The following is a 14,042-nucleotide window of genomic DNA, read 5'->3' as shown; positions in this document are numbered from 1 at the left end:
CTGCAGATTCAAGCCGCCGGTGACGAGCTACTCGTGCAACCCGGCAAGCCGCGAGCCGAACTGGGCGAGCAGGCTCGTCTTCTTCGCGCTCGTCGCGGTTTCCCACGCATCGGCGACGCCGAAGAGCTTGTACATCGAGCGTATCCCCAGCCAGCGGATCGGTTCGGGCTCCCACTGTCCGGAGAAATGATCGTTCCACGGCAGCCCGGTCAGCGGAGTTGCAGCACCGGACGCCCGGTCGAGCAACGTCTTCGCGGCCAGATGCGTGGCCGTCACCCCGTGCCCGGCATAGCCGCGCGCCACCCCGATGCGCTGGGCGGGATCGAAGAAGATCCCGGCACACCAGTCCCGAGTCACCCCGAGCGCCCCGCGCCAGGCGTGGGCGATGTCGAACTCGAGGTCCGGGAAGAGCGAGGACAGGCGCCGGGCCAGCAGGTCGACCACCTCGGCGGGGACTTCGCCGTCGCCGGGCAGCCCGGAACCGAAGGCATAGGGTGCCCCGCGCCCGCCGAGCGCGATCCGACCATCGGCGGTGCGTTGGGCGTAGATGAAGGTGTGCGCGGTGTCGCCGAGGCATTCCCGGCCCTGCCAGCCGATCGACTCCCACGCCTTCGCCGGCAGCGGTTCGGTCGCGATCATCGAGGAGAAGACCGGGATCACCTGCCGTCCCTGCAGGCCGGGCAGGTCCCCGGTGACGGTGTCCGAGTAGCCCTCGAGACAGACGAAGATCGTCTCCCCGCGCACCGGCCCCCGGTTGGTCGCCACCGTTCCCTTCCCGATATGACTCGCCGAGGTGGCTTCACAGATGGTCACGCCCTGCTGCCGAAGGGTGTGGGCGAGTCCGCGGGTGAGCAGTGCCGGGTCGATGGCCGCGGTGCCGGGGAAGAAGATGCTGCCCTGGGCGCCGTCGACGTTGATGCGATTCCGGGTCGCTTCGGCGTCGAGGAACTGCATGTCCTCGGGCCCGTAGCCGAACTGCGCATTGCCCTCGAAGAGTGCGTGCAGGCGCGACATCCCGGCCTCGGACTGGGCGATGTCGATATGGCCTCCGTGGACCTGGTGGGCGTCGATGCCCTCGGTCTCGCAGACGGCGAGGACCTCATCGACGGAGTCGAAGAGTGCGGACTGGAAGGACCGGACGCTCGAGACTCCGTCGAGTCCGGTCGAACCGACCGGGCCGGTGGGGTCGTTCTGCAGGGCGCGATCAACCGCCTCGGCGTACTTGGCCCGGTTGCCGGGGAGCAGGGTGGACAGCCAGCCGCCGTTGCGGCCCGAGGCGCCGTAGCCGATGTGCTTGGCCTCGAGGATCGTGATCGACCAGTCCGGGTGAGTCTGCCGGGCATAGTAGGCCGACCACAGGCCGGTCAGGCCGCCGCCGACGATGACGAGATCCTGTTTCTCGCTCGGCAGCGGGGTGGGGTCGATGGGAGCGGCGGGGGACTGGGCCAGCCAGTGCGATGCTTCACCATTGAAGTAGGACATGGATCAACTCCTGAAAACGAGACGCGCATGAGGCGGGTCTACGGAAACAGTTCTATCCCACGTCGGCCACGAAGTAAACAGTTGTCAGCGAATGTATCGTCTGCTGAAACCGGCGAGGTTCGGTGCTGATTGCGCGGAATGGTTCGCTTCCTCGGGCGGAGTCTGGCTACACTGATCGCATGAGTGCAATGGAGCCGATCGACACCCATGATCTTCCCCTCAGCCACGAACCCATCGAGACCTGGCAGGACCTGCCAGCGGCCGCCTCGGCGGGGCCTCGCGACGATGAGGGCGGGAGGACCGCGACGACGGGATTCGCCGAACTCGGCACCATCGGCGGGGCGGACTTCGGGCTGTGGGAGATGAGCGCCGGGGCCATGCGCGATGTCGAAGGCGATGAGGTCTTCCTCGTCATCTCCGGCACCGGGCGCATCGAATTCGATGAACCACGGCGCGAGCCGATCCATTTGGCGCCGGGTTCGCTGGTCCGCCTCGACGAGGGGATGACCACCCGCTGGTACGTCGACGAAGCGCCCTTGCGGAAGCTGTTCATCGCTCCGCACGAAGGCTGAGTTCGCACGCTGTTCGAGCTCGTACGTTGCTCGAGCGCCGATCGAAGACTGAGCCCGTTGCCCGAACCTGGGTCGAAGACCGGGTTAGACTCGACAGACAGCCGGCCTTGGGTGAAGGGATCAATGATGATCGACCTGTCCTTTCCGCGCGATCTCGTGATGATCGGCGCGGTGTTCGGCCTCGCCGCGTTCATCTGGTCAGGATGGGCGCAGGAGGCTCCGCCCGATCGAGTCGTCTTCCGGATCCTCCTCGGCGGACTCTCAGCAGCCGGACTCGGCCTGGCGGTGCCGAGCATCTTCCTGGCCATCGGCCATTGGTCGGAACCGAGTGCGATCGCCACGGGCACGACTGCGTTCACGATCTATATCGTCGTGGTCTGGGCAGAGATCATCGCAGCCGCCGTCCTCAGCTTCTTCGCAGTCCGTTCCGGCCACGCCGAGGCGGTCGCCCCACTCATCCTCGCGATCGTCGGCATCCACTTCTTCGCGCTCGCCGTCGTCTTCGCCCAGCCGGTCCTCCATCTCGCGGGAGCGCTCATCACGATCATCGCAATCGCGGCGTACCTCATTCCGCGCAGCCTCGGCGCGCCGAGCTTCTGGTGCGGTGTCCTCGGTGCCCCGGTGCTGTTGGCCATCGGACTGTGGTGCCTATTGGCTGGGCGTGCAGCTCTGGCCGTGGACTGATCGATCGGACTGGCAGCCGGAGGACTAGCTGCCGGCCGGGGGACTAGACGCCGGGCTGTCGACCCGACTGGCTAGTGGTCTGGCCCTTCGCCGTGCGGTCGACCCGAATGCAGGCGGGCCTGGTGACCGATCGTGCCCTGCGGCTGACCACCGCTGACATTCCGGCTCGCGGTGTTCTATCGTGTGAAGCGAGGGATGTTCTGCGTGCTCAAGGGCGCCGGAACCTCAGCCCGCAGTCGCTGCGGTCACGCTCTCGTTCTGCCCGACCCGATGAAGGAGCCGACAATGAAGACCGCTCAACGCCTGGACAACCTCGGCACCGAGACCGCGTTCCGCGTGGCCCAAGCCGCCGCCGAGTGGAAGGCGCGCGGAAACGAGGTCTTTCCGTTCCACCTCGGCGACCTCAATTTCCCCCTGGCCGGGCATATCGTCGAAGCGCTCGAGCAGGCCATCCGCGACGGCAAGACCGGCTACTGCCCCGGACCAGGCATTCCCGAGCTGAGAGAGGCGCTCGCCGATGACATCGGTGCTCGGCGCGGCATGAACATCGACCCCGCCGAGGTGGTTGTCACCACCGGAGGCAAGCCCGTGATCACGAAATTCCTCCAGGCCGTGATGGACCCTGGCGAGAGCGTGCTCTATCCGAACCCCGGATTCCCGATCTACGAATCCCAGATCAACTACCTCGGCGGCACCGCCTTGCCGTATCGGTATGTGCCCACCGAGACCGGGTTCGCCATCGACCTCGACCATCTGCGGGCATCGATCGACGAGACCACCACGGCCATCATCTACAACGACCTGCAGAATCCGATCTCAGCCGAATCGACGGCAGAAGAACGAGAGGCCGTGGCTGCGATCGCGCAGGAATTCGACCTGTGGGTGCTCTCCGATGAGGCCTATTTCGAGATGCGCTATCGGGGCAAGTCCCAGTCGATTGCGGCTCTGCCGGGGATGGCCGAGCGCACCGTCATCCTCTACACCTTCTCGAAGAAGTACGCGATGACCGGATCGCGACTCGGCTGTGCGGTGGCTCCGAAGACTGTCGCCGAGGCGATCTCGACGATGAACACCAACGACGAATCCTGCACGAACCAGTATGTGCAGTGGGCGGGCATCGCCGCCCTGCGCGGACCGCAGGCGCCGGTGGGGCAGATGCTGGAGGTGCTGCGCAAGCGTCGGGACGCCACCTGTCGCATCATCAATGAGATCCCCGGCATGAGCACGGCGACGCCCGGATCGACGTTCTACGTCTTCCCCGACGTCACCGAGGCGATGGCGGCCAAGGGGATCGCCACCCTGGCCGATTTCTCCACCGAGGCGCTGCACAACACGGGAGTCTCGTTCTGCACTCGCGAGCATTTCGGCGCACCGCAGCCGGGCGAGGACCGATCCTATATCCGGCTGGCCTACTCGGGCATCGACGAAGCCGCGATCATCACCGGCCTCGGTCGCCTCAAGGAGTGGATCGAGGCCTGAGCCGGGCGGGGAGCCGCCTCGGCGAGGGCGTGGGTCAGTCCTCGGCCGGCTGCGGTTCGCGTCCCTCGATGTACGGCGATTTCTCGGGTTCGGGGTGGCGCTTCCACTGGATGAGCATGATCACCAAGCCCAGGGCCACAGCACCGATCGCGCCCCACACGTTCGTGCGCAGGCCGAGAATGACGAAGCTCGGGTCGAGGCGGATGGACTCCCAGACGATGCGGCCGGCGCCGTACCACATGAGGTAGACGGCGAACAGGCGTCCCCATTGGAAGAAGAGATGCCGGCTGAGGTAGAGCAGGACGAGCGCGCCGAGGCTGTTCCAGATGACCTCGTAGAGGAACGTCGGGTGGAAGAGAGTGTCGGCAGGGGTGCCCGGTGGGATGGCCGGGTTGCCTGGGGCGATCTCGAGGCCCCAGGGCAGGGTGGTCGGCAGGCCGAAGAGCTCCTGGTTGAACCAGTTGCCGAACCGCCCGCAGGCCTGAGCGAGGATGAGGCCCGGTGCCAGCGCATCGAGCAGTGTGGTGAGTCTGAGGCCGAGCCTGCGGCACATGATCCATGCGCCGAGGGTGCCGCCGATGAGGGAGCCGAAGATCGCGATTCCGCCCTCCCAGATCGCCCACACGGACCCGGGTTCGAAAGGGTTCCACGGGTTGCGGCCGGGACCGAAATAGTCCGTGTAGTGCGTGATCACGTGGTAGATGCGGGCGAAGACGATGGCCATGGGCACGGCCAGGGTCGCAATATCGAGCACCTGCCAGTCCTCGACTCCGCGCTTGGTCAGCCGACGGTTTGTCAGCACGATTGCGATGATGATGCCGACGAGGATGCACAGCGCGTAGAAGTGGATCGTCAGCGGGCCCAGTTGGAAGCTCGAGATGCTCGGGCTCGGGATCGCCGCCGAGATGTCGTGCGGAAGCGAGGCCACGCCGGAAGTGAGTGGGGCAGAGTGCATGGGGCCAGTCTATTTGCGGTGGCTGAGAATCCGGTATTCGTCGCGCTCATCGGCGTACGGGTCTGGCTTATGGGGCTGCATACCTCGGTTCGGGCGCGGGCGCGGGCACGGACATGGGCACGGACACGGGCATGAGTCGGCATGAGTCTATGGGGCTGAAAACCTCGACTGGGCACAGCTGTGCCCTCTGTACCCAGGAGCCAGCTAATCGTCGAAGAGGCCTTCGATGATCTCGTCGGTGATGAAGCGCGAGTGCAAGACCAGTGCTCGAGAGGGATCGACGCTTTCCGGAGGCTGCCAGGCAGGGCGTCCATCGGTGAGCATAACCATCTGCCAATCAGAGCGGTCCATGAGGTGGTGGTGGAACGAGCAGAGAAGGCACAGGTTGTTGATGTCGGTGCGGCCACCGTCGCTGTGGGGAACCACATGATTCACGTCGCACCATCCGGCTGGTGCGTCGCAGCCGGGGAAGACACAGCCACGGTCTCGAGCGGTGATGATCGCCGTCTGCTTCTTGTTGGCGAAACGGTTCTCCGTGCGAACTTCCACGCTTTTGGCAGTTTCATCCATCAGGTGGAAGAAGACTGTGCCGTTGAGGCCGCGCCGGACGAGATCGTTCATGGGGAAACGTGCGCCCGAGCCTGTGGTGGCTTCGCCGATCTTGTTTGCGACGTCGGATGCCTTGGCTGTGACGACCAGCGCGTAGGGCGAGCCCTTCTGGGCCTCCTTCATGCTGATACGACCGATGAGCGTGGCGAAACGCTCATAGATCCAGTTCCTCGCGGTCGGCTGCTCGCTGACGAGATTGACTGTCGAACCGTCCTGACGGACGCCATAGCCACCTGGGAGTGACGTCGCTCCAGCCGCGGGATTCTGCTCGGGCCCGTCTCCGCGGTAGGCCTCGAACACGGCCCACGGCGGAGCATCGAAGCGGTCGCCGGTGAGCACGGCGTCGACCGGTTCGAATCGTTCCTCTCCGGGAGCTTGGCCGAGTCCGCCGTTCGGAATGAACGGGACATCGGCAGCGACGTCGGTTTCGGCGCCGGCCTCCTCGGTCTCGGGAGTGGTGTTCATGTTCGTGTTTGTCGAGTCCGCGCCGGTGTGGCGCGCGGACTCGATGCGAGAGGTCAAGAGTCCGTGGAGTTCGGACCCGGCCACCGGGTCGAGCACACCCTCGAGCTTCCAATCGCCGTTTCGTTTGGGGCGTGCGGTGACGAAGTACGCCGACCGTTCCCTGGCGTCCAAGGGCTCGGCTCCATCAGGGTCGATCCGCACCAGCATCTGCCGAAAGATTTCGCGAAGCTCATTGACTGTCACAACCGCCGCGTACCTGACGAGGTCGGCTTCCACCTTGTCTTTCGTCGCCTGATCGACCCATGCGGGAAGTGCATTGAGGCATTCTTCGAGAGTTGTGATGTGTTCGGTCGACAGAGTCCCGCGGTGGAACTGCTCGGCCACCAAAGGATATTCGGGTTCGAGGCGCTGGCCGTCGAGAGTGACCCGACCCCCGAGCTTCTCGGCGAGCCTGGCTCGACGATTGGCTTCGCGTCCGGTCAGGTTGAGGCGGTTCTGAATGAGGTCCTTGGGCGACTTCGCGCCACTGTCCTTCGGCGTGCCGACCCGTTCATAGACCGACAGGGCCAGAGTGGACAGAGATTCACTGAGTCGACGAAGCGCCTCGGCCCCGTCGATGACATGCAGCGCCTCATCCGGGCCCATTGGGCGGTCGAAGGTGCGCAGCGCCTCGTCCAGATCGGTCAGCGAGGCGATGGCGTCCGTGATCTCGGGTGCACAATTGACCAGATCGCTCCACGTGGAATCAGGCAGCAGCGGGTGGCGTGACGCCGGCCGCTGGAGACCCAATTTCGCTGCGAGGGCCTCCGGGCTGAGCGAAGCTGAGACTCCGCCTACAGCCGAGTCGTCCCAGACCGGATTTTCGGCGGTCTCTGCAGCTTCGGTTTCCGACGCTTCAGCCTTCGCCTCGTCATGCTGCGTCTCTCCGAGCTTTGCATTGTCCTCTCCCGCGGGCGCGCCCCACGCGTCCCATGCATCGTCCTCCCACGCAGGAGCATCCTCGGCGAGGTCCGGGCTAGGTTCCCGCGATGGCGAAACGTCTTCGGAAGTCTCTTCCCAAGCAGGTACCTCGTCGCTCGGGTCGCCAGCAGGTTGCTGGGCGGAGGCGTTGCTCTCGGAGTCTTCTGTCCATGCGGGGACATCGGCGTCCTCGTCTGCAGCGACGCCAGCGTCGGTGGTGACCGGCTCAAGCGGCTCAGTGGGGACGGGGTCGAGGGCATCGAACACCTCGGCGAAAGGATGACCTGTGAGATCGAGACCGGCCGCTTTGAGCTGCTCTTTCAGGGACGAGAGGTCCTGGGTGGGATTGCTCCGATCGGATTTCGGCCTCCTGCTCACTCCACCGCGCGAGTCGGAATCTGCGCGGCGGGCACGCCGATTCGACTTACGTCGTTTGCGGTCGGGAGTGTAGGTCACTGGTCCGAGTTCCGTTCTCCGTTGAAGGTCTCTTTCTCAAATTATAGTTATCGTCCGAGTGGAAAGCAATAGAAGATTCGAAATAAGTATGATTACAGAGGATAGATTCGAGGGTGTTCTAATAAATCCGAATTAGGATAGTGGCCTCGATTCTTGGCTGATGATGAGGAGCCGCTTGTCGACCGAGTAAAGGCTGACGATAGTCGCCGGTGACGACATGGCAGCGGGAAATCGGGAGCCCCGGCTCGTCGGCTGGTGGGTTGCATTGAAGTTAGGCTCGTCGGCCGACGGGTCGTGTCGAAATTCGGCGGGTCGGCCGACGGGTTGCGTCGAAGTTCGACCGGTTGGCCAGCGGGTTGCGTCGAAGTTCGGCGCAACGGTGGGAAGATGAGGGACTATGGCACTCGATTTCACGCTCGTGCAGCTGCGGTACTTCCAGGAAGTTGCGCGTCGGGAGAACATGACCATGGCGGCGAAGCATCTCAACGTCACCCAGTCGGCGATCTCGACGGCGATGGCGCAGCTCGAGCGGACCATCGGTCTCGACCTGTTCATCCGGCAGCGGAATCGCTCCGTCGTCCTGTCGCCGGCGGGAAAGCGGTTCCTCGCCGAGGTGAACGGATTCCTCGAGGCGTCCGATGCGCTCGGCGAAACCGCACAGGGTTTGTCCCGGTCGCTGAGCGGGCGACTGACCGTCGGGGTCTTCTCGCCGATCGCTCCGACTCGACTGCCGCTCATCCACGACGAATTCGAGAAGCGCTACCCGGAAGTGCGGGTCAACTACCTTGAAGCTGATCTGGAAGAGCTGCAGCGAGCCGTCACCGCCGGAGACTGCGACCTTGCTCTGACCTATACGCTCGGACCGACGGATCGCTTCGACTCTTTCCTCATCGACGTCGTCGAACCACATGCGCTCGTGTCCCGGGATCATCCTCTCGCCCGGGGTGGGAAGCCGAAGCCGGTGCACCTGCGCGAGCTGGCCGAGGAGGACTACATCCAACTCGACCTGCCGTTCACCAGGCAGTATTACGACGAGCTGTTTCGCATCGCGGGGGTGGTGCCGAAGATCCGGCACTCGTTCTCCGGCTATGAGACGGTGCGGTCATTCGTGGCGATGGGTCACGGGTACTCACTGCTCAGCCAGAGTGTCTCCTCCGGTACCTATATCGGGTTGAGGACCGTTGACGTGCCGCTTCTCGACGATTTCCCGAACATCGACTCTGCACTCATCTGGCCCAAGGAGCTGCGGCTGAGCCGGCGGGCCCGTGCCTTCTGCGAGCTGGCGAGGGACATTCTCGGGCCGCCAGGGGAGTGAGCGTCGGGCACAGGCATGAGCGAAGTTCTCATAGATTAGATTGATGACTGCGTTCAGCATTATCTGTTGGACTGATGTGACGGGGGCCGCAACAATTGAGGCCGGGCATCACGGCGGCAGGTGGTGTCTGCGCCCACAAGCGTGACAGAGCACGAGCAAAGGAGCTTCGATGTCCATACCCACCACAGGTGAGGAGCGCACACCCGCTGCTCGAACACGACCGACGAAGAAGTCCTCGGGCATGCAGAAGAAGGTGCTCGTCGGCGGCAGCATCGGCCAGTTCGTCGAGTTCTACGACTTCACGCTCTACGGTCTTTCGGCTGTCATCCTCTCCGAATACTTCTTCCCGCAGGGTGACCGGGTCACCGGACTGCTCGTCATCTTCGCGACTTTCGGCGTCGCCTTCGTCATGCGTCCGCTCGGTGGTCTGTTCTTCGGTGCGCTCGGCGACAAGGTCGGCAGGCGCAAGACCCTGACCATCACGATCTTCCTCGTCGGTATCTGCACCGCCCTGATCGGCGTTCTGCCCGGCTTCGACCAGATCGGTTGGTTCGCTCCCATTCTGCTCATCCTCGCTCGTCTGGGCCAGGGTTTCTCTGCCGGCGGCGAATCCGTGGGCGGACCGTCTTTCGTCTACGAACACGCTCCGGTCTCCAAACGAGGCCTGTGGATCAACATCACCCTGGCCGCCACGGCGCTGCCTTCGGTCATGGCCGGCGGCCTTATTCTTCTGCTCTCGACCATGATGAGCGACGCCTCCTTCGACTCCTGGGGCTGGCGCCTGCCGTTCCTGCTCGCCCTGCCGCTGTCGGCAGTCGGGCTGTGGATCCGAGCGAAGACCGACGAATCCGAACTGTTCAAGAAGACGGCCGCCGAGCGTCCCAAGGAATTCAGCCCGATCCGTGACTCCTTCCGCGAGAACTGGGTGGGCATGCTTCAGGTGTTCTTCGTCCTCGGCGTGACCGCACTCGGCTTCTATATGCTGTCCGCATACTTCGTCACCTACATCCAGACCACGGGCGACCTCAGCCGAGAACAGTCGCTGCTGACGAATGCCATCGCCATGGCCAGCTACACGATCTTCCTGCCGATCGCCGGGGCCATCGGCGACCGGGTCGGCCGCAAGCCCATGCTCGTCGTCGGTTCGATCCTCCTCGCCGTGGTGTCCGTACCGGCCTTCGGTCTCGTGACCAGCGGACACATGGGGCTCGCGTTCCTCGGACAGACGATCTTCGTGCTCGCCCTGTGCTGCTACGGCGGAGGCTGCTACACGTTCTTCTGCGAGCGCTTCTCGACGAAGACGCGGTTCACCTCGGCGGCCATCAGCTACAACATCTCCTATGCCGTACTCGGCGGAACCGCCCCGTTCGTGGGCACCTGGCTCGTCGACATCACCGGCGTGAACACCGCGCCCGGCTTCTACATGGCCGCGTGCGCTGCCGTGTGCCTCGTGCTCATCGTCGTGACCCGCCTGCCCGAGACACGAGGGCGGTTGGGATGAGTGGGCGGCAAGCAGGTTGCACATCTTTGCCCATCGGAGCGGGGGCCCTCGCTGCATCCGAGCCGGTGCGTCGAGGCAGGAGCGCTGGGCCGTGAGGTTTCACCCGCCGCACATCAGGTTTCGTGCACTCAGGCATCACGTTTCGTGCGCTCGGGCATCACGTTTCGTGCACGCCGACCTACTTTTCGTACTGACGGTCAGTTCGCGTCATGATGAAATGAACGAAATCTGAATATGAACAGCAGGCACGACGCCTCACCTCGGGCCGCGCCCTGGCGGCGCTCGACTTCCGGGTCGCATGCTGTCGGCGCTCGGCATCCGGCCCACGTGCTGACAGCGCCCGGCAGCCGGGCCGCACCCGGCGGCGTTCGGCCCCCACGCCGCCCAAGGCGCGCGTGCCGGCAACGCCCGGCAGCCGGCCCCCGCTACGCCCACGGCCCCCGGGCTGCCAGAGCCGCCCGTACCCCACCGTCCACCTCTTCTCCCAGAGAAAGCGATCCGCAATGAACCAACAGGCAGCCACCTCTTCCGACGCCGCCTTCCTCTCCGCCTTCCACCACGTCGCGACGATCGGCGCCACGGACAACAGCGGCGTCGACCGGCAGGCGCTGACGCCTGAGGACAAACAGACGCGTGACTGGATGCGCGAATGGGCAGTGGCCCACGGCTTCGAGGTCCGCGTCGATGCGATCGGCAACATGTTCGCCTGTCTCCAGCTCGTCCCCACCGACACCGCCCCCTACGTCCTCATCGGCTCTCATCTCGATTCGCAGCCGCTCGGCGGGCGTTTCGACGGCGCCTACGGTGTCATCGCCGGCCTCTTCGCGGCCCTGCGCGTGAAGGAGCAGTTCGCCGAATCCGGTCTCCAGCCCACGTTCAATCTCGCCGTCGTCAACTGGTTCAACGAGGAAGGCGGTCGCTTCGCCCCGTCCATCATGGGCAGCTCCGTCTACGCCGGCCTCTTCGACCTCGACGAGATGCTCGCCGTCACCGACCTCGACGGCACCTCAGTCTCAGAGGCACTGACCGCCATCGGCTATGCCGGCACCGACACCCCGCCCGAGGCGATCTCCTACGCCGAGATCCACATCGAACAGGGACGCATCTTGGAACGCGAGGCCATCGACATCGGCGTCGTCGAAGCCAGCTGGTACACACAGAAACTCGACATCGATGTCCTCGGCGAACAGTCCCACACGGGAGCGACCGCCATGGCCGACCGGCACGACGCTCTCGTCGCCGCCGCGAAGGTCGTCCTCGCCGTCGCCGAAGTCGTCGACGAGTTCGAAGAAGAGGCCCTCGTGTCGTCGGTCGGCCAACACGTCGTCGAACCGAACTCGCCGATCGTCGTGCCGCGCCGTGTCCACATGGTCGCCGACCTCCGCTCCTCCGACCCGACCATCGTGCAGGCAGCCCGGGACTCGCTGAAGAGGCAGATCGCCGAGATCGCCCGTGCCCATGACATCACCATCAATGTCGAGGACTTCGACATCCGCGACAAACGCCGATTCCCGACCGAAGGCGTCGAACTCGCCGAGAAGGCCGTGGCCAACGAGGGCCTGAGCATCCGCCGCCTCGAAACCATGGCCGGCCACGACTCCGTGGCGATGAACCACCGCGTGCCCGCAGTGATGATGTTCGTGCCCAGTGTCGACGGCGTCTCCCACTGCGAACGTGAGTTCACCACCGACGACGACATGCTCCGCGGTGTCCGCGTGCTCGCCTCCGTGGCCGGTGAGCTCGTCCACGGCGAACTCGCCGAGGTCTGCGACGGTGCCGTTTGGGTCGGATCCTCCGTCGCCGAGGTGCGCGCATGACCCGCGACGAGATCCGCACAGATTCGGCGATGCCCACCTCGACGTCGCCCGCCTCCACCGCGCCCTGGGCGCTCACCGCCGCCGAGGCGCTCGACCGGTTCCGCACGAAGCAGCTCTCCCCGGTCGAGTACCTCGAATCCCTCATCGGCCGCATCACCGCGGAAGATGAGCGCATCAATGCGGTCACCGAAGTCGTCGAGGAGGCGGTCACCTCGGCGCGGGAGGCCGAGGCGTTCTATGCGAACGCCACGGCAGACGAACTCGCCGAGGCGGCCGCCGACCGTCCCCTGCTCGGACTGCCCGTGATCGCCAAGGAGAAGCACGCCCTGGCCGGGCGCGGCCTGACCCAGGGGCTCCTCCATGAACGCGAGACCATCGCCGAGGCGGACGCCGCGATCATCCGTCGCATCCGTCGAGCCGGCGGATACGTCCATGCCCGCGCGACCTCCCCGGAGTTCAGCTGCGCAACGATCACGCACTCACCGATGTGGGGTGTCACCCGCAACCCGTGGAACCCGGACCTCTCACCCGGCGGGTCCTCGGGCGGATCGGGTGCCGCGCTCGCCGCCGGGTTCGCGCCCCTGGCCACCGCCTCCGACATCGCCGGATCGACGAGGCTGCCGGCCGCCTTCACCGGCACCGTCGGGTTCAAGGCCCCGTACGGTCGGGTCCCCGGTGCCCAGCCTCTGGCTGCCGACTGGTACCGCGGGGACGGGCCGATGGCGCGCACCGTCGCGGACACCGCCCTGCTGGCTCGGGTCATGGTCGGTCTCGACGCGAGCGATCACGCGACGATCGATTCAACCGGATTCCTCGCCGACTTCGACCCCGCCGAGGCGGCCGATCGACTCCGCGGACGCAGGGTCGCGCTGTGTGTGCGTTTGGGGGACTTCCCCGTCGGGAAGGACATTGAGGCGAATACCCGCGCGGTCGCCTCGGCGCTGGAGTCCGCAGGCGCCGTCGTCGAGGAGATCGAACTGCCGTGGACGTCTGAGCGGATCTTCGAGACCGCGTTCACGCACTTCGGGAACTTGCTGGCGCCGGCCATGCGCGCGGCGACCCGCGGCCACGAGGACACCCTGGCCGACTACACGCTGCGGTTCATGGCCGACGCCGAGGCGGTCGCGGCGCGTCGCACTCAGTATGAGGGGCTGGCGATGGAAGCGCAGATCCAGGCGGAACTGGCCTCCGCGATGGACGGATTCGATGTGCTGCTGGCTCCCACCTCGGCGGTGGCGGGATTGGCGGCCGACGGCAGCTACCTCGACGGGATCACGATCGGCGCGGACGGCGTCGGCCGGGAGGCCGCGGGGTCAGGTGAGAGCGCAACCGCCGGGAACGGTGGGGCGGCCGGTTTCGCCGGGAGCGGTGGGGCAGCCGGGAACGGAAGCGCCGCCGAAAGCGGCGGGAACGGTGGGAGGACGACGGGCGACGGTGTGCGCCTCGATCATTACTGGCAGGCGCACATGACGATGCCATTCAACATCTGCAACCGGGTGCCGATCGTGGGAGTGCCCTCGGGCATGGCCGGCTGCGGCATCCCGACCGGCGTCCAGGTCATCGCCCACCCCTTCGACGACGTTCGCGCCTTCGAGGTCGCCGCCGCGATCGAACAGCTGATGCCGTGGACGGGTCTGGCGCCGGAGTGACGGTGCGCGGCTGAGCTGGTGGCAGGGATCGTCAGCCTGGTCATCGTGTATGGCTTCGACCCGTTGGGGTCCGGTGCGGTGGTCGGTGATGTGAGCTC

The 14,042-nt window shown here is 65.6% G+C and carries 10 protein-coding genes; 7 read left to right on the top strand and 3 right to left on the bottom strand.

Annotated elements, in window-relative coordinates:
• Nucleotides 1-27: 27 nt before the first annotated feature.
• Nucleotides 28-1,482 carry an NAD(P)/FAD-dependent oxidoreductase gene (locus ACSE4D_RS06750; protein WP_436326864.1) on the bottom strand — a complete coding sequence of 485 codons (1,455 nt, stop codon included), beginning with the start codon at nucleotides 1,480-1,482 and terminating at the stop codon, nucleotides 28-30.
• Between the two features lie 179 nt (nucleotides 1,483-1,661).
• On the opposite strand from ACSE4D_RS06750, the gene ACSE4D_RS06745 reads away from it, so the two are divergent.
• The 3 genes from ACSE4D_RS06745 (at nucleotide 1,662) to ACSE4D_RS06735 (ending at nucleotide 4,217) form a co-directional block, all read left to right on the top strand.
• Nucleotides 1,662-2,054, top strand: a complete 393-nt coding sequence (locus tag ACSE4D_RS06745) for a cupin domain-containing protein (RefSeq protein ID WP_436326863.1) — start codon at nucleotides 1,662-1,664, stop codon at nucleotides 2,052-2,054.
• A 123-nt stretch (nucleotides 2,055-2,177) separates the two neighbouring features.
• Nucleotides 2,178-2,738 carry a hypothetical protein gene (locus ACSE4D_RS06740; RefSeq protein ID WP_436326862.1) on the top strand — a complete coding sequence of 187 codons (561 nt, stop codon included), beginning with the start codon at nucleotides 2,178-2,180 and terminating at the stop codon, nucleotides 2,736-2,738.
• 285 nt (nucleotides 2,739-3,023) lie between these two features.
• A complete protein-coding gene (locus ACSE4D_RS06735; protein ID WP_135540554.1) occupies nucleotides 3,024-4,217 on the top strand; it encodes a pyridoxal phosphate-dependent aminotransferase in 1,194 nt (397 codons plus the stop codon).
• Nucleotides 4,218-4,251: 34 nt separating this feature from the next.
• On the opposite strand, the gene lgt is transcribed toward ACSE4D_RS06735, so the two are convergent.
• Together lgt and ACSE4D_RS06725 are read right to left on the bottom strand one after the other, a co-directional pair.
• A complete protein-coding gene (lgt, locus tag ACSE4D_RS06730) occupies nucleotides 4,252-5,172 on the bottom strand; it encodes a prolipoprotein diacylglyceryl transferase (protein WP_436326861.1) in 921 nt (306 codons plus the stop codon).
• Between the two features lie 204 nt (nucleotides 5,173-5,376).
• Nucleotides 5,377-7,662: a DUF222 domain-containing protein gene (locus ACSE4D_RS06725; RefSeq protein ID WP_436326860.1), complete on the bottom strand. Its 2,286-nt coding sequence runs from the start codon at nucleotides 7,660-7,662 to the stop codon at nucleotides 5,377-5,379.
• Between the two features lie 397 nt (nucleotides 7,663-8,059).
• Here ACSE4D_RS06725 and ACSE4D_RS06720 point away from each other — a divergent pair, with 397 nt between their 5' ends.
• The 4 genes from ACSE4D_RS06720 to ACSE4D_RS06705 all read left to right on the top strand — a co-directional run bounded on the left by ACSE4D_RS06720 (nucleotide 8,060) and on the right by ACSE4D_RS06705 (nucleotide 13,944).
• Complete coding sequence (locus ACSE4D_RS06720; protein ID WP_436326859.1) at nucleotides 8,060-8,977, top strand: LysR substrate-binding domain-containing protein; 918 nt, start codon at nucleotides 8,060-8,062, stop codon at nucleotides 8,975-8,977.
• Nucleotides 8,978-9,146: 169 nt separating this feature from the next.
• Complete coding sequence (locus ACSE4D_RS06715; protein WP_167854444.1) at nucleotides 9,147-10,478, top strand: MFS transporter; 1,332 nt, start codon at nucleotides 9,147-9,149, stop codon at nucleotides 10,476-10,478.
• 503 nt (nucleotides 10,479-10,981) lie between these two features.
• Nucleotides 10,982-12,295, top strand: a complete 1,314-nt coding sequence (locus tag ACSE4D_RS06710; RefSeq protein WP_436326858.1) for a M20 family metallo-hydrolase — start codon at nucleotides 10,982-10,984, stop codon at nucleotides 12,293-12,295.
• Nucleotides 12,292-13,944 carry an amidase gene (locus tag ACSE4D_RS06705; RefSeq protein WP_436326857.1) on the top strand — a complete coding sequence of 551 codons (1,653 nt, stop codon included), beginning with the start codon at nucleotides 12,292-12,294 and terminating at the stop codon, nucleotides 13,942-13,944. The genes ACSE4D_RS06710 and ACSE4D_RS06705 overlap by 4 nt, the downstream gene beginning before the upstream one ends.
• The last annotated feature ends 98 nt before the right edge of the window (nucleotides 13,945-14,042 follow it).

Origin of the sequence: Brevibacterium sp. FAM 27836 (genome assembly GCF_051351055.1) — a bacterium.
Taxonomy (GTDB): Bacteria; Actinomycetota; Actinomycetes; order Actinomycetales; family Brevibacteriaceae; genus Brevibacterium.
Note: the sequence above shows the minus strand (reverse complement) of the source record. Positions and strands in the feature narration are given on the sequence as shown.

Coding starts and splice junctions, on each gene's coding strand:
- ACSE4D_RS06750 (WP_436326864.1), bottom strand. CDS start 1,482: ATGTCCTACTTCAATGGTGAAGCATCGCACTGGCTGGCCCAGTCCCCC.
- ACSE4D_RS06745 (WP_436326863.1), top strand. CDS start 1,662: ATGAGTGCAATGGAGCCGATCGACACCCATGATCTTCCCCTCAGCCAC.
- ACSE4D_RS06740 (WP_436326862.1), top strand. CDS start 2,178: ATGATGATCGACCTGTCCTTTCCGCGCGATCTCGTGATGATCGGCGCG.
- ACSE4D_RS06735 (WP_135540554.1), top strand. CDS start 3,024: ATGAAGACCGCTCAACGCCTGGACAACCTCGGCACCGAGACCGCGTTC.
- lgt (WP_436326861.1), bottom strand. CDS start 5,172: ATGCACTCTGCCCCACTCACTTCCGGCGTGGCCTCGCTTCCGCACGAC.
- ACSE4D_RS06720 (WP_436326859.1), top strand. CDS start 8,060: ATGGCACTCGATTTCACGCTCGTGCAGCTGCGGTACTTCCAGGAAGTT.
- ACSE4D_RS06715 (WP_167854444.1), top strand. CDS start 9,147: ATGTCCATACCCACCACAGGTGAGGAGCGCACACCCGCTGCTCGAACA.
- ACSE4D_RS06710 (WP_436326858.1), top strand. CDS start 10,982: ATGAACCAACAGGCAGCCACCTCTTCCGACGCCGCCTTCCTCTCCGCC.
- ACSE4D_RS06705 (WP_436326857.1), top strand. CDS start 12,292: ATGACCCGCGACGAGATCCGCACAGATTCGGCGATGCCCACCTCGACG.